The sequence below is a fragment of the Enterobacter cloacae complex sp. SHL022 genome (assembly GCF_049237785.1).
Lineage (GTDB): Bacteria > Pseudomonadota > Gammaproteobacteria > Enterobacterales > Enterobacteriaceae > Enterobacter > Enterobacter hormaechei_C.
The window spans coordinates 94,684-114,700 of sequence record NZ_JBMKJH010000005.1; the positions used below are offsets into that span (position 1 = coordinate 94,684).

The following is a 20,017-nucleotide window of genomic DNA, read 5'->3' on the forward strand; positions in this document are numbered from 1 at the left end:
AATCACTTTGTTATTAGGGTGTTAAATGATGGTTGTTGAAATTAACAGCGAAAATGTGGACTAGATGGTCAAAATCATTGCACAGAAAACAGGCACTCATGCGCGCTGAGGGTGCAGAAGGTCGTGGCGAGACGGGGGTTTTGCTATGCTGAGCGCAGGACAGAAAATGGAGAGCGAAAATGACACAAGGCGCAGTGAAAACACCCGGAAAACGTTCGCAGGCGGTGAGCGCCAAGAAACAGGCGATCCTCAGCGCTGCGCTGGAGACATTTTCGCAGTTTGGTATTCACGGTACGCGCCTTGAGCAGGTGGCGGAGCAGGCCGGGGTGTCCAAGACCAATCTGCTCTACTACTACCCGTCGAAAGAGGCGCTGTATGTGGCGGTGATGCAGCAAATCCTCGATATCTGGCTGGCACCTCTCAAGGCGTTTCGCGAAGAGCTGGCCCCGCTGGTGGCGATAGAGGAGTACATAAGGCTGAAGCTGGAGGTATCGCGTGATTACCCGCAGGCATCCAGGCTGTTCTGTCTGGAGATGTTGCAGGGCGCGCCGCTGTTGCAGGCGGAGCTGACGGGAGATCTAAAGCAGCTGGTGGACGATAAATCGGCCATTATTGCCGGATGGGTCGCCAGCGGAAAACTGGCGCCCGTCGATCCGCATCATCTGATCTTCATGATTTGGGCCTCAACCCAGCACTACGCTGACTTCGCGGCCCAGGTCGAGGCGGTGACCGGTAAAACGCTCCAGGACGAGGCGTTTTTCCAGAGCACCCTCGAAAACGTACAGCGGATGATTATCGAAGGGATCCGCGTGCGTTAATTGCCCGGTGGGAGAGGGCAGCTTAGGTCGCCCTCTTCACACTGCATCAGCGTGGCCAGAAACGCTTCGCGCTCTGCGGTTTTCTCCGCCAGACACTGGTTCACAATCATTGGCTGAACGCTCCCGCCTTCCGTACCCGAACCGATAAACGCACAGTCTGCGTCGCGCAGGCCGATCCACGCCTGCTGCGCCTTTTTCAGCAGGTCGCGCTGAGGGGCTGCCGCGCGTTTGATGGCGGCCTGGTACGTCTGGTTGAGCTTTTTATCCGCAGCCTGGTACTGCTCTGCCGCACAGGCACTGAGTTCTGTCTGGGTGGTCGCTTTGTCGCACTCGTCGGCCAGCGCGCCGGCGCTGAGCAGCAGTGCTGCGCCTGCGATAAGATATCGTTTCATACACTCCCCAATAAAATAAGGCTCCGTCTCCGGAGCCTTATTAGCACAGCGTTAGCCGATTGTCATCAGGCTGGCGTTACCCCCCGCCGCCGCGGTGTTGACGCTGAGCGAGCGCTCAACGTACAGACGCTCCAGCAGCAGGTTGGTTTCCCCGCGCGCAAAGCCCTGCACGGAAACGATGGCACCGCTGCGGGCCGCAACCTGCTCGCACAGTTCGCGCAGCTGGTCGGAATCACCGTGGTAGATCACCGCGTCAAACGGCTGGGTCAGCAGGGCATCGGCCTTCGCAAAGCGAATGCGGGCCGAAACCGCTTTTGGCAACTGTTTGGCGAGGTCGCGATGCAGGGCATCTTCCGGCCACAGCACCTCACAGCCCGTTGCCGTTGCGGCTGCCAGCTGCACCAGCGCATCCTGCTCGTTATCCGCCACGCACAGCACACGCTCGCGCGGCATCAGCGTCCAGGTGTTGCGCTCACCGGTTGGACCCGGCAGCAGACGCTGTGTTCCCGCCTGCGCCAGCTCGCCGTACTGCTGTGCAATCGCATGCAGCTCGGGACGATTTTCAGCCCACTTAATCAGCGCGTCCAGCGGCTGGGTCAGCACGGCTTTCACCTGCGCATCCACCGGATATTCCGCGTCCTGACGCGCCAGCGTCACGCCCAGCGCATTTTCCGGACGGTTTGCCAGCAGACGGTACAGATAGAGCGGACCGCCCGCTTTCGGGCCGGTGCCGGAGAGACCTTCACCGCCGAATGGCTGCACGCCCACGACCGCGCCAACCATGTTGCGGTTGACGTACAGGTTGCCAACTTTAGCATTGCCGGTCACCTGGGCAATGGTTTCGTCGATACGGGTATGCACGCCAAGCGTCAGGCCGTAACCCGAGGCGTTGATCTGATCGATCAGCTCGTTGAGGTTGTTACGGTTGTAGCGCACCACGTGCAGTACCGGGCCGAAGACCTCTTTTTTCAGCTCGTCGAAGCTTGCCAGCTCAATCAGCGTTGGCGGCACGAAGGTGCCGGTCTGCCACTCGCGGGCATCTTCGCTGTTCTCGCGCACCGCCTGGAACACCGGACGGCCTTTTGCACGCATGGTCTGAATGTGGTTTTCAATGTTGGCTTTGGCTTCCGCGTCGATCACCGGCCCGATGTCGGTAGTGAGACGGCCCGGGTTGCCCATGCGGCATTCCGCCATCGCACCGCGCAGCATCTTCAGCGTGTGGTCAGCCACGTCATCCTGTAAGCACAGTACGCGCAGGGCGGAACAGCGTTGGCCCGCGCTGTCGAAGGCAGAAGCCAGCACGTCAACGACGACCTGCTCGGTGAGTGCGGAGGAGTCCACGATCATGGCGTTCATGCCGCCGGTTTCAGCGATCAGCGGGGTAGGACGGCCCTGCGCATCCAGACGGGTGGCGATGTTGCGTTGTAGCAGGGAGGCCACTTCGGTAGAACCGGTAAACATCACGCCGCGTACGCGGTTATCGGAGGTCAGTTTGGCCCCGACCGTTTCACCGCGCCCTGGCAGCAGCTGCACCACGCCCGCCGGTACGCCCGCTTCCAGCAGAATGTTAATGCCCTGGGCGGCAATCAGCGGGGTCTGCTCTGCCGGTTTCGCCAGCACGCTGTTGCCTGCGGCCAGCGCCGCGGCAATCTGGCCGGTGAAGATCGCCAGCGGGAAGTTCCACGGGCTGATACACACCACCGGGCCGAGCGGACGGTGGGTTTCGTTGTCGAAATCATCGCGCACCTGACCGGCGTAGTAGTGCAGGAAGTCTACCGCCTCGCGCACTTCGGCGATGGCGTTGCTGAAGGTTTTACCCGCTTCACGCACCAGAATGCCGATCAGCTGCTGCATCTGATCTTCCATCAGCACCGCCGCGCGTTCCAGAATGGCGGCACGCTCCTGCGGCGGGGTGGCAAACCAGATTGGCGCGTTGTTCACCGCGCTCTCCAGGGCCTGCTCCACTTCCGCTTCCGTGGCTTCGCGCACGTAGCCGACGATATCCTTCGGCTCTGCCGGGTTAATCACCGGCTGCATTTCACCGTCCTCAACGGATTGCTCAAGGATCGGCCTGGCCTGCCACTTCTGCAATGCGCTGTTAAGCAGGGCGGAAGAGAGCGACGCCAGACGGTGTTCGTTGGCGAGATCCAGACCCGCCGAGTTGACGCGGCCTGCACCATACAGCTCGCGCGGCAGGGCAATCTTCGGATGCGGCAGGCCAATCTGGCCTTCCTGCGCCGCCATCTTCTCAACGGCCTGTACCGGGTCGGCCACCAGCTCGTCCAGCGGCAGGGTGGTGTCGGCGATGCGGTTAACGAAGGAGGTGTTCGCCCCGTTCTCCAGCAGACGGCGCACCAGGTAGGCCAGCAGGGTTTCGTGGGTACCTACCGGGGCATAGATTCGGCACGGACGGTTCAGCTTGCCGTCGGCCACTTTACCGGTCACCTGCTCGTACAGCGGTTCACCCATGCCGTGCAGGCACTGGAACTCGTACTGGCCCGGATAGTAGTTCTGACCCGCGAGGCTGTATATCGCCGCCAGGGTGTGGGCGTTGTGGGTGGCGAACTGCGGATAAATCAGGTTCGGCACGCCGAGCAGTTTTTTCGCGCAGGCGAGGTAAGAGACGTCGGTATAGACCTTGCGGGTATAGACCGGATAGCCTTCCAGACCTTCCATCTGGGCGCGTTTGATTTCGCTGTCCCAGTAGGCACCCTTCACCAGACGGATCATCAGGCGGCGACGGCTGCGGCTGGCCAGGTCAATCAGGTAGTCAATGACGAACGGGCAGCGTTTCTGGTAGGCCTGGATAACGAAACCAATCCCGTTCCAGCCCGCCAGCTCCGGCTCGAAGCACAGTTTTTCCAGCAGATCGAGGGAGATCTCCAGACGGTCCGCCTCTTCGGCGTCGATGTTAATGCCGATATCATACTGGCGCGCCAGCAGGGTCAGGGACTTCAGGCGCGGGTAGAGTTCTTCCATCACCCGGTCGTACTGCGCGCGGCTGTAGCGCGGGTGCAGGGCGGAGAGCTTGATAGAGATGCCCGGACCTTCATAAATACCGCGACCGTTGGACGCTTTACCGATGGCGTGGATCGCCTGCTGGTAAGATACCATGTAGGCCTGCGCGTCGGCGGCGGTCAGCGCCGCTTCACCCAGCATGTCGTAGGAGTAGCGGAAGCCTTTATCTTCCAGCTTGCGGGCGTTCGCCAGCGCTTCGGCAATGGTTTCCCCGGTGACGAACTGCTCGCCCATCAGGCGCATCGCCATGTCCACGCCCTTGCGGATCAGCGGCTCGCCGCTCTTGCCGATGATGCGGTTCAGAGAGCGCGACAGGTTGGCTTCGTTATGGGTGGAGACCAGCTTGCCGGTAAACAGCAGGCCCCAGGTGGCGGCGTTAACGAACAGCGACGGACTGCGGCCAATGTGGGAGTGCCAGTTGCCGTTGCTGATTTTGTCGCGGATCAGGGCATCGCGGGTGGCTTTATCCGGAATACGCAGCAGCGCTTCCGCCAGACACATCAGCGCCACGCCTTCCTGCGAGGAGAGGGAGAACTCCTGCAACAGACCCTGCACCATACCAGCGCGTCCGCTGGCGGTTTTCTGATTACGCAGCTTGTCGGCGAGCTGATACGCCAGGCTGTGCGCCTGAGCGGCAACGGCTTCCGGCAGGCGCGCCTGCTCCAGCAGCATCGGCACGGCGTCGGTTTCGGCACGGCGGTAGGCGCCGGTAATGGCGGCGCGGCTGACGGACTGCGGCAGGATCTGCTCGGCAAATTCGAGGAACGGCTGGTGGTTCTCCTCAACGGCCGTCGCGGCTTCTTCGCTTTCGTTCGCTGCGCCCGCCAGCAGGGCAGGCAGCTCCGGCAGACCTTCTTCACTCTCCAGTCTTTCCAGATAGTTAAAAATCGCCTGCTTGATTAACCAGTGCGGTGTGCGGTCGATGCGGGTCGCAGCGGTTTTAATCCGTTCGCGGGTAGCGTCATCCAGCTTAACCCCCATGGTGGTCATCCCCATGCCAAAACTCCTGTTGTTCTGTAATAGCGTTCTGTTGATAGCGTGAAATATCCACCATGTTGCAACTTTGTGCAACCGTGTTAAATGTGACCTGGTCTGCAAGCTGGAAAATGAATGGATTGTTAAGGATTAGTTAGCTGTGAAAAAGAACGTGCGGCCGTTTCTGAGCCCAGTTTTTATGCGGTGCTTAACACTTTTTAAAGGTGCAACCCGTAAAAGCGTGAGCGAGTGCAACCTATAGGAAAGACGTATAAAACCAGGGATGAAATTCATGTAAATGCAGTGTTAAATCGTTTGTCAGTGGGATGCGTATACGGCAGGATAGCGCGCCCAACGGAAACACATACACACATCACTACGTTCCGGTGATGACATAACAAGGCAACCCGGACGGTTGTCGCTCGACATTTTGGAGAATTTGAATGGCTATTAGCACACCGATGCTGGTGACATTTCTCGTTTATATTTTTGGCATGATCCTGATAGGGTTTTTGGCATGGCGTTCCACTAAAAACTTTGACGACTACATCCTCGGCGGGCGCAGCTTAGGCCCGATGGTCACCGCACTCTCTGCGGGCGCTTCCGACATGAGCGGCTGGCTGCTGATGGGGCTGCCGGGCGCGATTTTCATCTCCGGTATCTCCGAAAGCTGGATCGCCATCGGCCTGACCGTTGGCGCATGGATCAACTGGAAGCTGGTAGCAGGCCGTCTGCGTGTGCATACCGAAGCCAACAACAACGCGCTGACGCTGCCGGACTACTTCACCGGACGCTTTGAAGATAACAGCCGTATCCTGCGCATTATCTCTGCGGTGGTGATCCTGCTGTTCTTCACCATCTACTGTGCTTCCGGCATCGTGGCGGGCGCGCGTCTGTTCGAAAGTACTTTCGGCATGAGCTATGAAACCGCCCTGTGGGCCGGTGCGGCCGCGACCATCCTCTATACCTTCGTGGGCGGATTCCTGGCGGTAAGCTGGACCGACACCGTGCAGGCGAGCTTGATGATCTTCGCCCTGATCCTGACTCCGGTGATTGTCATTTTCACCGTCGGCGGCTTTGGCGAATCGCTGGAAGTGATCAAGCAGAAGAGCATTGAAAACGTCGATATGCTGAAAGGGCTGAACTTTGTCGCCATCGTCTCCCTGATGGGCTGGGGCCTGGGCTACTTCGGTCAGCCGCACATTCTGGCGCGCTTTATGGCGGCGGATTCTCACCATACCATCGTTCACGCGCGTCGCATCAGCATGACGTGGATGATCCTGTGTCTGGCGGGCGCGTGCGCGGTTGGCTTCTTCGGCATTGCGTACTTTAACAACAACCCGGCGCAGGCGGGCGCGGTGAACCAGAACGCCGAGCGCGTGTTCATCGAACTGGCGCAGATTCTGTTTAACCCTTGGATTGCCGGTATTCTGCTCTCCGCGATCCTGGCTGCGGTGATGTCCACCCTGAGCTGTCAGCTGCTGGTGTGCTCCAGCGCCATCACCGAAGACCTCTACAAAGCGTTCCTGCGTAAGGGCGCGAGCCAGAAAGAGCTGGTGTGGGTAGGGCGTTTTATGGTGCTGCTGGTTGCGCTGGTGGCGATTGCGCTGGCAGCAAACCCGGAAAACCGCGTGCTGGGGCTGGTGAGCTACGCGTGGGCGGGCTTCGGTGCCGCGTTTGGGCCGGTAGTCCTGTTCTCCGTCATGTGGTCACGCATGACCCGCAACGGCGCGCTGGCGGGGATGATTATTGGTGCGGTGACCGTTATCGTCTGGAAACAGTTCGCCTGGCTGGGCCTGTACGAAATCATTCCTGGCTTCATCTTCGGCAGCATCGGTATCGTTGTCTTCAGCCTGCTGGGTAAAGCACCGTCTGCCTCCATGCAGAAACGCTTTGCGGAAGCCGACGCGCACTACCACACTGCGCCGCCGACTAAGCTTCAGGCTGAGTAATCTCCCCTCACCCTAACCCTCTCCCCGGTGGGGAGAGGGGATAGTCCTTTCACCTATGTGAGTCTTCATCAATGAGAATTAAAACAGGGTTAATGGTGGCAGCATTCGTGATGCTGGCGGGCTGTAACGCACCCGCGCAGCACGTGCCGGTGGAAACCTGCAAAGCGGATAACCAGATGCAGCAGACCACGCTCTATTTTGGCTTGAATCGCCCGGCAGGGGCGCAGATTACCGGCAGCGAGTGGCAGCAGTTTGTTGACCAGGACGTGACGCCGCGTTTTCGCGATGGCTTAACGGTGTTTGATGCCCGTGGTCAGTGGCTGGGTAACGACGGCAAGGTGGCGCGCGAGCCGAGCAAGGCGCTGATGCTGATCTACGGGAAAGATGCGCAGAGTGAGAAGAATATTGAAGCGTTGCGCGGGATCTATAAGTCACGCTTCGCGCAGGAGTCGGTGATGCGGGTTGACCAGCCGGTGTGCGTGCAGTTTTAATGAAAAACGGCGGGAAATCCCGCCGTTGTAGTATCGTAGGCCCGTGCAAGCGAAGCGCCGCCGGGCATTAACCGCACAAAACTTACAACACCAACCCCGCAAAGCTCGCCGAAAGCAGGCTCACCAGCGTCGCGCCGTACACCAGACGCAAACCAAACCGCGACACCACGTTGCCCTGCTGCTCGTTCAGACCTTTTATTGCCCCCGCCACAATGCCAATGGAAGCAAAGTTAGCGAACGACACCAGGAACACGGACAAAATACCCAGCCCGCGAGGTGACATTTGATGGGCAATTTTTTGCAGCTCGATCATCGCCACAAATTCATTCGCCACCAGTTTAGTTGCCATAATGCTCCCCGCGTTTAAGGCATCGCTCAACGGAATACCAATAAGCCACGCCAGCGGATAAAACACATAACCCAGAATCTGCTGGAAGCTCATGCCAAATATGCTGGAGAAGAGGGCGTTAACGGCGCTAATAAGGGCGATAAAACCAATCAGCATCGCCAGAATAATCATTGCCACCTTAAAACCGGCCAGAATATACTCGCCCAGCATTTCAAAGAAGCTCTGGGATTCGTGCAGTTTTTCCAGCTTGATATCCGGCTCCGCTTCCGGGCGGGTCGGGTTAATGACCGAAAGAATAATAAAGGTGCTGAACATGTTCAGGATCAGCGCCGCGACGACAAATTTGGCGTCGAGCATGGTCATATAGGCCCCGACAATCGACAGCGACACCGTCGACATAGCCGTGGCAGCCATCGTAAACAGACGACGTGAGGAGAGATCCCCGAGTACGCCCTTGTAGGCAATAAAGTTTTCCGACTGACCGAGGATCAGCGAGCTCACCGCGTTGAAGGATTCCAGCTTGCCCATGCCGTTCAGTTTTGACAGCAGCGTCCCGATCACCCGAATAAAGATCGGCAGAATGCGCCAGTGCTGAAGAATACCGATCAACGCTGAGATAAAAATAATGGGGCAGAGCACGCCAAGGAAAATAAACGCCAGCCCTTTTTCACCCATCCCGCCAAAGACAAAATTCGTCCCTTCGGCAGCGAATTTAAGCAGCGACTCAAAGAAACCGGAGACGTATTTAATAATAAACAGACCGCTTTCTGCATGCAGGAAAAAGAACGCCAGCGCAATTTCAATCACGATCAGCTGTAAAACGAAACGAATACGAACTTTTCGGCGGTCGAAACTCACCAGCCAGGCAAGCGCAAGAATAATCACCAGCGCCAGCAGGAAATGGACAATTTTAAACATGGTTTATTTTCAGTTGGTTTTCGAGGTGGACATTTAGCCACAGCCCCGGTTAACCGTAAATGGGCATTTTCGTTATACCTTATAAACGCAACGGTTACTCAGGCAATTATTACTCCGCAATGCGTTTACATCTGGTCATCAAAACGCAACACATTTCGCTTGTTTTTCTTGTTGCCGTAATGATAATCACTATCACAAGAATTTACCTTTCTTTGCATCAGTTGACCGCGATAAACATTTAAGGTGTCGGCATGTTTGTTCCTTTTCTCATTATGTTACGTGAAGGCCTTGAAGCGGCCCTGATTGTTAGCCTTATCGCCAGTTATCTGAAGCGTACCCAGCGCGGACGCTGGATTGGCGTGATGTGGGTTGGCGTTTTCCTTGCCGCGGCGCTCTGCCTGGGGCTGGGTATTCTTATCAACGAAACCACTGGTGAATTTCCGCAGAAAGAGCAGGAGCTGTTTGAAGGCATTGTTGCCGTAATAGCGGTGGTGATCCTCACCTGGATGGTGTTCTGGATGCGCAAAGTTTCCCGTAACGTGAAGGTACAGCTTGAGCAGGCGGTGGATAACGCCCTGCAAAAAGGCAACCACCACGGCTGGGCGCTGATCATGATGGTCTTTTTCGCCGTGGCGCGTGAAGGCCTGGAGTCCGTGTTCTTCCTGCTCGCGGCTTTTCAGCAGGACGTGGGCATCTGGCCGCCGCTGGGCGCGATGCTCGGGCTGGCCACGGCGGTTGTGCTTGGTTTCCTGCTCTACTGGGGCGGCATTCGTCTTAACCTGGGCGCGTTCTTCAAGTGGACCAGCCTGTTTATTCTGCTGGTGGCCGCGGGACTGGCGGCAGGGGCGATCCGCGCCTTCCACGAAGCGGGCCTGTGGAACCACTTCCAGGACGTGGCGTTCGATCTCAGCAACGTCCTGTCGACCCATTCACTGACCGGTACCCTGCTTGAAGGGATCTTCGGCTACCAGGAAACGCCGAGCGTCAGCGAAGTGGCGATGTACTTTATCTATCTGGTTCCGGCGCTGATCCTGTTCGCTATGCCGCCGCGTACCGGCTCGCAGACGTCGCGCGTTGCGCCGTAAGTGCTGTTTTAGTTACAACATACTTTAAAGGGAAGAGTCATGGCCATTCAGTTCCGTCGTAGTGCGTTATGCGCAGGCATCGCCGCGCTGTTCGTGTCTGCCTTCGCCGCTCAGGCAGCAGATATTCCGCAGGTCAAAGTCACCGTCAACGATAAACAGTGTGAGCCGATGACCATCACGGTTAACAGCGGTAAAACCCAGTTTATTATTCAGAACCACAGCCAGAAGGCGCTGGAGTGGGAAATCCTGAAAGGCGTGATGGTGGTGGAAGAGCGCGAGAATATCGCGCCGGGCTTCAGCCAGAAGATGACCGCAAATCTTCAGCCCGGGGAATATGACATGACCTGCGGCCTGCTGACTAACCCGAAAGGTAAGCTGATCGTCAAAGGCGCAGCGACGGCGGACGCGGCCAAAGGCACGGCGCTGCTGAGTCTCGGCGACGCTATTACCGCCTATAAAGCCTACGTCACCAAAGAGACGGCGGACCTGGTGGCAGGCACCAAAGCCTTTACCGACGCGGTGAAAGCGGGCGATATCGAAAAAGCGAAATCCCTGTATGCGCCTACACGTCAGCACTACGAGCGCATCGAGCCGATTGCCGAGCTGTTCTCTGACCTCGATGGCAGCATTGACGCCCGTGAAGACGACTACGAGCAGAAGGCCGCCGATCCGAAATTCACCGGCTTCCACCGTCTGGAAAAAGCCCTGTTTGGCGATAACTCCACCAGGGGGATGGAGAAATACGCCGAGCAGCTCAACAGCGACGTGCTGGAGCTGCAAAAACGCATCAGCGAGCTGGCATTCCCACCGTCGAAAGTGGTGGGTGGCGCAGCGGGTCTGATTGAAGAAGTAGCCGCCAGCAAAATCAGCGGTGAAGAAGATCGTTACAGCCACACCGACCTGTGGGACTTCCAGGCAAACGTCGACGGCGCACAGAAAATTGTCGATCTGCTGCGGCCACAGTTGCAAAAAGAGAACGGCGAACTGCTGGCGAAAGTGGATGCCAATTTTAAGAAAGTTGACGCTATCCTGGCGAAATACCGCACCAAAGACGGGTTCGAAACCTACGACAAGCTGACCGATGCTGATCGTAACGCGCTGAAAGGCCCGATTACGACGCTGGCGGAAGATCTCTCCCTGCTGCGTGGCGTACTGGGTCTGGATTAAGCGATGAACGAGCATGACGAGTACGACGTGGCGGAACCTTCCCGACGTCGGTTGTTAAAAGGGGTAGGGGCGCTGGGCGGCGCGTTTGCCCTGGCGGGCGGCTGTCCGGTGGCGCATGCGGCAAAACCGCAAAGCGCCCCCGGCACGCTCTCCCCGGACGCGCGTATGGAAACGCAGCCGTTTTATGGTGAGCACCAGGCGGGGATCCTGACGCCGCAGCAGGCCTCGATGATGCTGGTGGCTTTCGATTCGTTGGCGAGTGATAAGGCCGACCTTGAGCGTCTGTTCAGGCTATTAACCACGCGCATTGCCTTCCTCACAGCCGGCGGTCCGGCACCGGAAACACCGAATCCGCGCCTGCCGCCGATGGATTCCGGGATCCTCGGGGCGTTTATCGCTCCCGATAATCTGACCATCACCGTGTCGGTGGGGGAATCACTATTTGATGATCGCTACGGTCTGGCGAAGCAGAAGCCGAAAGCGCTGCAAAAAATGACGCGATTCCCGAATGATTCTCTCGACGCGGCGCTGTGCCACGGCGATCTGCTGTTGCAGATCTGCGCTAATACCCAGGATACGGTGATCCACGCCCTGCGCGATATTATCAAGCACACCCCGGATCTGCTGAGCGTGCGCTGGAAGCGGGAAGGTTTTATCTCTGACCACGCCGCGCGCAGTAAAGGGAAAGAGACGCCGGTCAACCTGCTGGGCTTCAAAGACGGTACCGCCAACCCGGACAGCAGCAATACCGCGTTGATGAACAAGGTGGTCTGGGTTACGGCGGATCAGGGCGAACCGGCTTGGGCGGTGGGCGGCAGCTATCAGGCGGTGCGTATCATTCAGTTTCACGTGGAGTTCTGGGACCGCACGCCGCTGAAAGAGCAGCAGACTATCTTCGGCCGCGATAAGCAAACCGGCGCACCGCTCGGCATGAAGCTCGAGCACGATGAACCCGACTACGCCCGCGATCCGAACGGGGATGTCATCGCGCTGGACAGCCATATTCGCCTCGCCAATCCTCGCACCAAAGAGACGCAATCCAGCCTGATGATGCGCAGGGGTTACAGCTACTCGCTGGGGGTGACCAACTCCGGGCAGCTTGATATGGGACTGCTGTTTGTCTGCTATCAGCACGATCTGGAGAAGGGATTCCTCACCGTGCAGAAGCGGCTCAACGGCGAAGCGCTGGAAGAGTACATTAAGCCCATCGGCGGCGGCTATTTCTTTGCCCTGCCCGGCGCGCGTGACGCGAACGCCTGGCTCGCTCAGGGTCTCATAGAAGCCTGATAATCGTCCCCGCGACAGTTCGCGGGGACATTATTTTTTTTCCAGACTATCTTATTGTTATATTTCTGTAATATTTCTATATAAGACTGATTTTCCATGTAGGGGCAGTCCGAAAAGTTGCATTCAGGTAAAATAAATGTTGCATTTATGATAATTCCTGATGTACTTAAGAGAAGACAGCGGTAGTTCCCGGCAGTGATGTTAACTCACTATGGAGATCGCGAATGGTTGCGTCCTGTACTGGACAAGGTAAACACATCAACCGCAGTACCCGGCGCGGAGGCTCAGACTCCGGCAGCGATTTCTTCACCACCAAATTCTCTCCTTCACCTCAACAACCTTTTTCTACCGACGTGCATAACGGTGCGCGTAGCCGTTGTATATCGTCATCCGGTAATGCAAGCAATGGCTTACAAGGAAGCCAACCCTCTGATGTTCGTGCGCATAATCGTGCCGATGCTGGCGCGTGTGATGAATACCAACAACTCAAGGTGCTATCCATGGGAAGACAGAAAGCAGTGATCAAAGCTCGTCGCGAAGCAAAACGTGTGCTGAGACGGGATTCACGTAGTCATAAACAGCGTGAAGAAGAATCGGTCACCTCGCTTGTGCAGATGAGCGGCGTAGAATCGATTGGCATGGCGCGGGACAGCCGCGATGCATCGCCAATTGTGGCGCGAAATGAAGCTCAGGCGCACTACCTGAATGCTATCGAGAGTAAACAGCTCATCTTTGCAACCGGGGAAGCCGGATGCGGGAAAACCTGGATCAGCGCCGCCAAAGCGGCGGAGGCGCTGATTCATAAGGACGTGGAAAGGATCATCGTTACCCGTCCGGTACTGCAAGCGGATGAAGATCTGGGCTTCCTGCCCGGCGATATTTCCGAGAAGTTTGCCCCGTACTTCAGGCCCGTCTATGACGTGCTGGTGAAGCGGTTGGGCGCTTCCTTTATGCAGTACTGCCTGCGACCAGAGATTGGCAAGGTGGAAATCGCGCCGTTCGCCTATATGCGCGGACGTACATTTGAAAATGCGGTCGTTATTCTTGACGAGGCTCAGAACGTGACCGCTGCGCAAATGAAGATGTTTTTAACGCGCCTCGGGGAGAACGTGACGGTGATCGTCAACGGCGATATTACCCAGTGTGACCTGCCGTCGGGCGTGAAGTCCGGCCTGAGCGATGCCATGTCACGTTTTGAGGAAGATGAGATGATAGGGGTGGTCCGCTTCACAAAAGAGGACTGCGTCCGCTCGGCGCTCTGCCAGCGCACGCTACAAGCGTATTATTGAATATGCTGTTGTGTTCAAGGCCCGGGAAACCGGGCTTTGTTTTTTGTGCATTTTATCCCCTCTTCCCTGGGGAGAGGGTTAGGGTGAGGGGCTCAGGCCGCACCGAACTGCATATAGCACCGGGGGGATTGACTCGCTGCGCTCGCCCTGCGGGCAGCCTGTTCGCTTCGCTCTCAGTCTGTCCAACTGGCTGCGCCAGTTGTCGAACCCCGGTCGGGGGTTCTCATTCCCCACAAAGGCGTACAACATGCAAAAAAAAAGCCCGCATTTTCATGCGAGCTCTTCTTCAAATATGGCGGTGAGGGGGGGATTGACTCGCTGCGCTCGCCCTGCGGGCAGCCTGTTCGCTACGCTCTCAGTCTGTCCAACTGGCTGCGCCAGTTGTCGAACCCCGGTCGGGGGCTCTCATTCCCCCCAAAGGCGTACAACATGCGAAAAAAAAGCCCGTATTTTCATGCGAGCTCTTCTTCAAATATGGCGGTGAGGGGGGGATTCGAACCCCCGATACGTTGCCGTATACACACTTTCCAGGCGTGCTCCTTCAGCCACTCGGACACCTCACCATATTGTTTTGCTGCCTGACCGCTTGGGGGGCAACGGGGCGCTACTATAGGGAGTTGCGCTAAAACGGTCAAGCAGATTTTCAGCATTCGTGCTTGTTCGGTTAAGCCTTAATCAGCTTATGTCGCAGCGCGCAGGATTAACGCTGCGAATCGAGCACTTCGCTATTTTTCACCACGTCCTGCGCTTTGCTGTAGCTTTCGATCAGCAGCTGGTAGGCAGGGAAGATGTGTGTGTACACCTCTGCCCATTCACCCGCATCTTCACGGTTCCACGTGCGCTGAATTTCGGAAGCAACAGCAGCCGTGTCCATCGGCACCACGCCTGCCTGCACCACGCGCGCCAGGGTGATCTCCTGCGCCATTTTGCTGTAGGTGCCGGAGGCATCAATCACCGCAAACACTTTATATCCGTCCGCCACCGCGCTGATGGACGGGAAGGCCATGCAGACGCTGGTGATCGTCCCCGCGATAATCAGCGTTTTGCGCCCGGTGGCTTTCACCGCCGCCACGAACTCCGGGTTATCCCAGGCGTTGATCTCACCCTTGCGTGCGACATACTGTGCGTGCGGCGCGTTGGCGTGGATCTCCGGGATAAGCGGGCCGTTCGGTCCCTGTGGAACCGACGCCGTGGTGATCACCGGGATCTTCGCCAGCGAGGCGATTTTTGCCAGCGCTGCTGCACGGGCGCGCAGCTCAGGCATTGGCATGTCTCCAACGGTCTGGAACAGCCCGCTCTGGTGATCGATAAGCAGCATAACGGCATCGTTTACGTCAATAACGGGACGTGCACCGTTGAAGTTTGCAGGGGTAGACATAATGCGCTCCTTTATTACGTTTAGATTTGGCCAAAGCGGCCGGAGTTAAAATCGCGAATAGCCTCGGCGATTTCGGTTTTACTGTTCATCACAAACGGGCCATAGCCCACGATGGGTTCATTCAGCGGCTCCCCGGCCATCAGCAGCACTTTGGCATCGCTGCTGGCTTCGAGATGCAGTTTGTCACCGCTCTGGCTCAGCACGACCAGTTGCGCCTCACCGGCAGGCGTGGTGCCGTTCACCGTCACGCTGCCTTCAACGACAACCAGCGCCGTGCTCCAGCCTTCGGGCTGATTAAGCGTCAGGTGGCTACCCTGATGCAGCGCGAGATCCCACACGTTCAGCGGTGAGAAGGTATGCGCCGGGCCGGTTACCTCTCCAAAGCGGCCAGCAATCACGCGCAATGTTCCGCTGTTATCCGGCAGGGTGACCACCGGGATATCCGCCTGAGTGATGCTCTGGTAGCCAGGCGTCGCCATTTTGTCTTTGGCGGGCAGGTTGACCCACAGCTGCATCATTTTCAGTTCACCGCCTTTCTGCGAAAACGCGCTGGAGTGGAACTCCTCGTGCAAAATGCCTGCGCCCGCCGTCATCCACTGCACGTCACCTGGACCAATAACGCCGCCTCTGCCGGTTGAATCACGGTGCTCCACTTCGCCTGAGTAGACGATGGTTACCGTTTCAAAACCGCGATGAGGATGCTCGCCCACGCCGCGTTTCGCGCCATCCGCCGGGAAGGTATGCGGTCCGGCGTAGTCCAGCAGCAGGAACGGGCTCAGGGGCTCGCCATGCGTCTGGTAAGAAAACATCGAACGAACCGGAAAACCGTCACCGACCCAGTGCGGACGAGGTGCGGTATACACGCCTGTTACGTTTTTCATGATTAACTCCTGATGTCCTGTTGATGGAATTAGCTTATATTCAGGGTTAATATCCCGGTAGATAGCAAAAATGACATTCACTGTTCCTTAAATGGAACAATGGAGGCGTATGCAGGACCTCAATGATTTCGTATGGTTTGTGAAGGTGGTGGAGCATGGCGGCTTTGCAGCGGCGGGTCGGGCGCTCGATCAGCCTAAGTCGAAACTGAGCCGTCGGATTGCGCAGCTGGAGGAACGCCTGGGTGTTCGGTTGATACAACGTACCACGCGGCAGTTTGCGGTGACGGAGGTGGGGCAGACATTCTATCAGCACTGTAAAGCTATGCTGGTGGAGGCTGAAGCTGCGGAGGAGGCGGTGGCTGCTTTACAGGCTGAGCCGCGTGGTATGGTCCGGATCACCTGTCCTGTCACCTTGCTGCACGTTCACGTGGGGCCCATGCTGGCGCGGTTTATGGCGCGCTATCCGGGGATCAACCTTCAGCTCGAAGCCACCAACCGCCGGGTCGATCTGGTGGCGGAGGGGGTGGATGTGGCGATCCGCGTTCGTCCGCGCCCGTTTGATGACAGCGATCTGGTATTAAGGGTGCTGGCGGACAGGGGACACTGTCTGGTTGCCGGGCCGGCACTGATTGAACGGATGGGCAACCCGGCGATGCCCTCTGAACTCAGCGAGTGGCCGGGGTTAAGTATGGGGGCGGGCAAGCACCTGCATAAGTGGGAATTGAACGGTCCGGAGGGCGCAAAGGCAGAAATTCACTTCACGCCGCGCCTGGTGACTACCGACATGCTGGCGCTGCGGGAGGCAGCGATGGCGGGCGTGGGCGTGGTACAGCTGCCCATTTTGATGGTGAAGGATCAGCTGGCTTCAGGTGAACTTGTTCGGGTGCTGAATGCCTGGGAACCCAGACGGGAAGTGATCCATGCGGTGTATCCTTCCCGGCGCGGCCTGCTGCCATCGGTCAGGACGCTGGTGGATTTTCTCACCGAAGAGTATGCAAAGATGGTTGAAGACTAGCTTTTTGTAGGTCGGGTAAGCGTAGCGCCACCCGACACAATTACCGCAGGGGCTGCAAAGTTCGAATCCCCCACAGGCGTGCAACATGTGAAAAAAAAGCCCGCATTTTCATGCGAGCTCTTTTTCAAAGATGGCGGTGAGGGGGGGATTGACTCGCTTCGCTCGCCCTTCGGGCAGCCTGTTCGCTACGCTCTCAGTCTGTCCAACTGGCTGTCGCCAGTTGCCGAACCCCGGTCGGGGGTTCTCATCCCCCCTTACGAGAATATAAAAGAAAAAAGCCCGTACTTTCGTACGAGCTCTCATCATGAATATGGCGGTGAGGGGGGGATTCGAACCCCCGATACGTTGCCGTATACACACTTTCCAGGCGTGCTCCTTCAGCCACTCGGACACCTCACCATATTGTCATCCCGTTGTTGTCGGGACGGGCGCTAATGTAAGTAAAAGCCGTACTGCCGTCAACCCACTTTTTCAGTAATTTAGCGTGTTTAGACAAACTTCAGGCAACCTGATTCCGAAATGTGCGAAATGCGCCTCTTTTATCAGCAACGCGGTTTAGCAATAAATTTGTTATGCTGGCAAGCCAGTTGAAAATGAAAATAAAACAGTGCAATAAAAGGCAATGACTATGGATATTATCTTCTATCACCCCACTTTTGATACGGCTTACTGGATTAATGCGCTTACGGCGGCACTGCCTGGCTCACGCGTTCGCGAATGGAAACAGGGCGATAATGAACATGCCGACTACGCGCTGGTCTGGCATCCCCCGGTCGAAATGCTTCAGGGACGCCGTTTGAAGGCGGTATTTGCTCTTGGTGCGGGGGTGGATTCCATTCTCAGTAAGCTGAAGGCACACCCTGAAATGCTGCCGGAAGATATTCCCCTGTTTCGTCTGGAAGATACCGGTATGGGGCAGCAGATGCAGGAATATGCCGTGAGCCAGGTGCTGCACTGGTTCCGCCGTTTCGACGATTATCAGGCGTTTAAACAGCAATCCCACTGGGAACCGCTTCCGGATTATCAGCGTGAAGATTTCACCATCGGCATCCTCGGCGCGGGAGTACTGGGTTCGAAAGTCGCCGAAGCGCTCGCACCGTGGGGCTTCCCACTGCGCTGCTGGAGCCGGAGCCGTAAGGAGTATCCGGGCGTCGAGAGCTTTGCCGGAACGGACGAACTCCCGGCGTTCCTGAAAGGGACTCGCGTCCTCATTAACCTGCTGCCGAATACGGCGGAAACGGTCGGCATTATCAATGGCACGCTCCTCAACCAGTTGGCAGAAGACAGCTACTTAATGAACCTGGCGCGCGGGGTACACGTTGTGGAAGACGATCTGCTGAAAGCGCTGGATAGCGGTAAACTGAAAGGCGCAATGCTGGATGTGTATAGCCGCGAACCGCTGCCAAAAGACAGCCCGCTCTGGGCACATCCGCGCGTGGCGATGACGCCCCATATTGCGGCCGTGACGCGACCGGCGGAGGCCGTGGCGTACATCTCGCATACCATCAGCGAAATAGAGAAGGGCAACGCGGTGACCGGACAGGTCGACAGACAGCGAGGCTACTGAGAGAAACCCGGCGTTCGCCGGGTTTTTGCTAATATTCGCCGCTGATAACTGCTATCCTTTGGAAAAACCGCAGAGGAGAGAAAGATGTATCCCGTTGACCTGCATATGCACACCGTCGCCAGTACCCACGCTTACAGTAACCTCCATGATTATATCGCTCAGGCGAAGCTGAAAGGCATCAAACTGTTTGCGATAACCGATCACGGTCCGGATATGGCGGATGCGCCGCACTACTGGCATTTTGTGAATATGCGTATCTGGCCACGCCTGGTGGACGGTATTGGGATACTGCGCGGCATCGAAGCGAACATCAAAAATACCGACGGTGAAATTGACTGCACCGGCCCGATGCTGACCTCTTTAGATCTGATCCTCGCTGGCTTCCATGAGCCGGTCTTTGCGCCCCAGGATAAAGAGACCAACACCGCAGCGATGATTGCCACTATTGCCAGCGGCAACGTGCACATTATCAGCCACCCGGGAAATCCGAAATACCCGATTGATATTCAGGCCGTGGCGCAGGCGGCAGCGAAGCACCGCGTGGCGCTGGAGATTAACAACTCCTCCTTTGTTCACTCGCGTAAGGGCAGTGAAGCCAACTGCCGCGAAGTGGCGGCGGCCGTGCGTGACGCGGGCGGCATGGTGGCGCTGGGCTCTGATTCACACACGGCCTTCACGCTGGGGGATTTCAGCGAGTGCCTGAAAATATTGCGGGACGTGAATTTCCCGGAAGAACAGATCCTGAACGTCACGCCGCGTCGTATGCTCGACTTCCTTGAGTCGCGCGGCATGGCGCCGATTGATGAATTTGCCGATCTTTAATTAATAACGGAATAAAAACATGAATGAGTTTTCCATCCTTTGCCGCGTGCTGGGCACCTTATATTACCGCCAGCCGCAGGATCCGCTGCTGGTTCCGCTGTTTACCCTGATTCGTGAAGGTAAACTGGCGCAGAGCTGGCCGCTGGAACAGGATGAATTGCTGGAACGCTTGCAAAAAAGCTGCGATATGCAGCAGATTTCAACGGATTACAACGCGCTGTTTGTGGGGGAAGAGTGTCGCGTGTCGCCGTATCGTTCTGCCTGGCAGGAAGGTGCGACCGAAGCGGAAGTTCGGGCGTTTCTTTCAGAACGCGGCATGCCGCTGACGGATATGCCTGCCGATCATATCGGTACCCTGCTGCTGGCGGCCTCCTGGATTGAAGATAATGCAGGTGATGATGAGAACGAGGCGATTGAGACCCTGTTCGAAACGTATCTGCTGCCGTGGGTTGGCACCTTCCTGGGTAAAGTGGAAGCCCACGCCACTTCGCCATTCTGGAGAACGCTGGCTCCGCTGACGCGTGACGCTATCGCTGCTATGTGGGACGAGCTGGAAGAAGAGAACGAAGAGTGACTTGAATCACAAAAATCCTGCAACGATACATTTCAACTT

General features: G+C 57.2%; 16 protein-coding genes, 2 tRNA genes and 1 other RNA gene. 11 read left to right on the forward strand and 8 right to left on the reverse strand.

What is annotated here, in order from left to right; genetic code table 11:
• Window positions 1-179: 179 nt before the first annotated feature.
• Window positions 180-818 (forward strand): HTH-type transcriptional regulator RutR, encoded by a 639-nt coding sequence (gene rutR / locus ACOTZD_RS11710; RefSeq protein ID WP_023324433.1) that lies wholly within the window; start codon window positions 180-182, stop codon window positions 816-818.
• Here rutR and ACOTZD_RS11715 read toward each other — a convergent pair.
• Entirely contained in the window at window positions 815-1,210 is a 396-nt protein-coding gene (locus ACOTZD_RS11715) for a lysozyme inhibitor LprI family protein (RefSeq protein ID WP_032608981.1), read from the reverse strand. The two genes, rutR and ACOTZD_RS11715, sit on opposite strands and share 4 nt — an antisense overlap.
• A gap of 51 nt (window positions 1,211-1,261) precedes the next feature.
• Window positions 1,262-5,224 (reverse strand): trifunctional transcriptional regulator/proline dehydrogenase/L-glutamate gamma-semialdehyde dehydrogenase, encoded by a 3,963-nt coding sequence (gene putA, locus ACOTZD_RS11720; protein WP_023315788.1) that lies wholly within the window; start codon window positions 5,222-5,224, stop codon window positions 1,262-1,264.
• Window positions 5,225-5,646: 422 nt separating this feature from the next.
• Between putA and putP the strand changes: the two genes are divergently transcribed.
• Entirely contained in the window at window positions 5,647-7,155 is a 1,509-nt protein-coding gene (gene putP / locus ACOTZD_RS11725; protein WP_003858085.1) for a sodium/proline symporter PutP, read from the forward strand.
• Between the two features lie 71 nt (window positions 7,156-7,226).
• Complete coding sequence (locus tag ACOTZD_RS11730; protein ID WP_047653668.1) at window positions 7,227-7,646, forward strand: DUF3574 domain-containing protein; 420 nt, start codon at window positions 7,227-7,229, stop codon at window positions 7,644-7,646.
• 82 nt (window positions 7,647-7,728) lie between these two features.
• On the opposite strand, the gene ACOTZD_RS11735 is transcribed toward ACOTZD_RS11730, so the two are convergent.
• A complete protein-coding gene (locus ACOTZD_RS11735; protein ID WP_023315790.1) occupies window positions 7,729-8,913 on the reverse strand; it encodes a NupC/NupG family nucleoside CNT transporter in 1,185 nt (394 codons plus the stop codon).
• A gap of 251 nt (window positions 8,914-9,164) precedes the next feature.
• Here ACOTZD_RS11735 and efeU point away from each other — a divergent pair, with 251 nt between their 5' ends.
• From efeU to phoH, 4 genes are all read left to right on the forward strand, one after another.
• Window positions 9,165-9,998: an iron uptake transporter permease EfeU gene (gene efeU, locus ACOTZD_RS11740; protein ID WP_003858080.1), complete on the forward strand. Its 834-nt coding sequence runs from the start codon at window positions 9,165-9,167 to the stop codon at window positions 9,996-9,998.
• Window positions 9,999-10,037: 39 nt separating this feature from the next.
• Window positions 10,038-11,165 (forward strand): iron uptake system protein EfeO, encoded by a 1,128-nt coding sequence (gene efeO, locus ACOTZD_RS11745; protein ID WP_032608984.1) that lies wholly within the window; start codon window positions 10,038-10,040, stop codon window positions 11,163-11,165.
• A 3-nt stretch (window positions 11,166-11,168) separates the two neighbouring features.
• Window positions 11,169-12,452: an iron uptake transporter deferrochelatase/peroxidase subunit gene (gene efeB / locus ACOTZD_RS11750; protein ID WP_003858074.1), complete on the forward strand. Its 1,284-nt coding sequence runs from the start codon at window positions 11,169-11,171 to the stop codon at window positions 12,450-12,452.
• A gap of 500 nt (window positions 12,453-12,952) precedes the next feature.
• A complete protein-coding gene (gene phoH / locus ACOTZD_RS11755) occupies window positions 12,953-13,741 on the forward strand; it encodes a phosphate starvation-inducible protein PhoH (RefSeq protein ID WP_003858070.1) in 789 nt (262 codons plus the stop codon).
• Between the two features lie 475 nt (window positions 13,742-14,216).
• Here the strand turns inward: phoH and ACOTZD_RS11760 are convergent.
• From ACOTZD_RS11760 to ACOTZD_RS11770, 3 genes are all read right to left on the reverse strand, one after another.
• A tRNA-Ser gene (locus ACOTZD_RS11760) sits at window positions 14,217-14,304 on the reverse strand.
• 137 nt (window positions 14,305-14,441) lie between these two features.
• Complete coding sequence (locus tag ACOTZD_RS11765; RefSeq protein WP_003858068.1) at window positions 14,442-15,119, reverse strand: isochorismatase family protein; 678 nt, start codon at window positions 15,117-15,119, stop codon at window positions 14,442-14,444.
• A 20-nt stretch (window positions 15,120-15,139) separates the two neighbouring features.
• Entirely contained in the window at window positions 15,140-16,000 is an 861-nt protein-coding gene (locus ACOTZD_RS11770) for a pirin family protein (RefSeq protein ID WP_003858066.1), read from the reverse strand.
• A 109-nt stretch (window positions 16,001-16,109) separates the two neighbouring features.
• Between ACOTZD_RS11770 and ACOTZD_RS11775 the strand changes: the two genes are divergently transcribed.
• A complete protein-coding gene (locus ACOTZD_RS11775; RefSeq protein ID WP_023324439.1) occupies window positions 16,110-17,015 on the forward strand; it encodes a LysR family transcriptional regulator in 906 nt (301 codons plus the stop codon).
• A 131-nt stretch (window positions 17,016-17,146) separates the two neighbouring features.
• Here ACOTZD_RS11775 and ACOTZD_RS11780 read toward each other — a convergent pair.
• Together ACOTZD_RS11780 and ACOTZD_RS11785 are read right to left on the reverse strand one after the other, a co-directional pair.
• A non-coding RNA gene (locus ACOTZD_RS11780) (RtT sRNA) lies at window positions 17,147-17,284 on the reverse strand.
• 42 nt (window positions 17,285-17,326) lie between these two features.
• A tRNA-Ser gene (locus tag ACOTZD_RS11785) sits at window positions 17,327-17,414 on the reverse strand.
• A 229-nt stretch (window positions 17,415-17,643) separates the two neighbouring features.
• On the opposite strand from ACOTZD_RS11785, the gene ghrA reads away from it, so the two are divergent.
• The 3 genes from ghrA (at window position 17,644) to ACOTZD_RS11800 (ending at window position 19,978) form a co-directional block, all read left to right on the forward strand.
• Entirely contained in the window at window positions 17,644-18,582 is a 939-nt protein-coding gene (gene ghrA, locus ACOTZD_RS11790; RefSeq protein ID WP_003858063.1) for a glyoxylate/hydroxypyruvate reductase GhrA, read from the forward strand.
• Window positions 18,583-18,666: 84 nt separating this feature from the next.
• Window positions 18,667-19,404 (forward strand): phosphatase, encoded by a 738-nt coding sequence (locus tag ACOTZD_RS11795; protein ID WP_003858061.1) that lies wholly within the window; start codon window positions 18,667-18,669, stop codon window positions 19,402-19,404.
• 19 nt (window positions 19,405-19,423) lie between these two features.
• Window positions 19,424-19,978, forward strand: coding sequence for a TorD/DmsD family molecular chaperone (locus tag ACOTZD_RS11800; protein ID WP_003858059.1), 555 nt, complete (start codon window positions 19,424-19,426; stop codon window positions 19,976-19,978).
• The last annotated feature ends 39 nt before the right edge of the window (window positions 19,979-20,017 follow it).

Bases quoted from the DNA above. Each gene is read 5' to 3' on its own strand.
- rutR (WP_023324433.1), top strand. From the start codon at position 180: ATGACACAAGGCGCAGTGAAAACACCCGGAAAACGTTCGCAGGCGGTG.
- ACOTZD_RS11715 (WP_032608981.1), bottom strand. From the start codon at position 1,210: ATGAAACGATATCTTATCGCAGGCGCAGCACTGCTGCTCAGCGCCGGC.
- putA (WP_023315788.1), bottom strand. From the start codon at position 5,224: ATGGGGATGACCACCATGGGGGTTAAGCTGGATGACGCTACCCGCGAA.
- putP (WP_003858085.1), top strand. From the start codon at position 5,647: ATGGCTATTAGCACACCGATGCTGGTGACATTTCTCGTTTATATTTTT.
- ACOTZD_RS11730 (WP_047653668.1), top strand. From the start codon at position 7,227: ATGAGAATTAAAACAGGGTTAATGGTGGCAGCATTCGTGATGCTGGCG.
- ACOTZD_RS11735 (WP_023315790.1), bottom strand. From the start codon at position 8,913: ATGTTTAAAATTGTCCATTTCCTGCTGGCGCTGGTGATTATTCTTGCG.
- efeU (WP_003858080.1), top strand. From the start codon at position 9,165: ATGTTTGTTCCTTTTCTCATTATGTTACGTGAAGGCCTTGAAGCGGCC.
- efeO (WP_032608984.1), top strand. From the start codon at position 10,038: ATGGCCATTCAGTTCCGTCGTAGTGCGTTATGCGCAGGCATCGCCGCG.
- efeB (WP_003858074.1), top strand. From the start codon at position 11,169: ATGAACGAGCATGACGAGTACGACGTGGCGGAACCTTCCCGACGTCGG.
- phoH (WP_003858070.1), top strand. From the start codon at position 12,953: ATGGGAAGACAGAAAGCAGTGATCAAAGCTCGTCGCGAAGCAAAACGT.
- ACOTZD_RS11765 (WP_003858068.1), bottom strand. From the start codon at position 15,119: ATGTCTACCCCTGCAAACTTCAACGGTGCACGTCCCGTTATTGACGTA.
- ACOTZD_RS11770 (WP_003858066.1), bottom strand. From the start codon at position 16,000: ATGAAAAACGTAACAGGCGTGTATACCGCACCTCGTCCGCACTGGGTC.
- ACOTZD_RS11775 (WP_023324439.1), top strand. From the start codon at position 16,110: ATGCAGGACCTCAATGATTTCGTATGGTTTGTGAAGGTGGTGGAGCAT.
- ghrA (WP_003858063.1), top strand. From the start codon at position 17,644: ATGGATATTATCTTCTATCACCCCACTTTTGATACGGCTTACTGGATT.
- ACOTZD_RS11795 (WP_003858061.1), top strand. From the start codon at position 18,667: ATGTATCCCGTTGACCTGCATATGCACACCGTCGCCAGTACCCACGCT.
- ACOTZD_RS11800 (WP_003858059.1), top strand. From the start codon at position 19,424: ATGAATGAGTTTTCCATCCTTTGCCGCGTGCTGGGCACCTTATATTAC.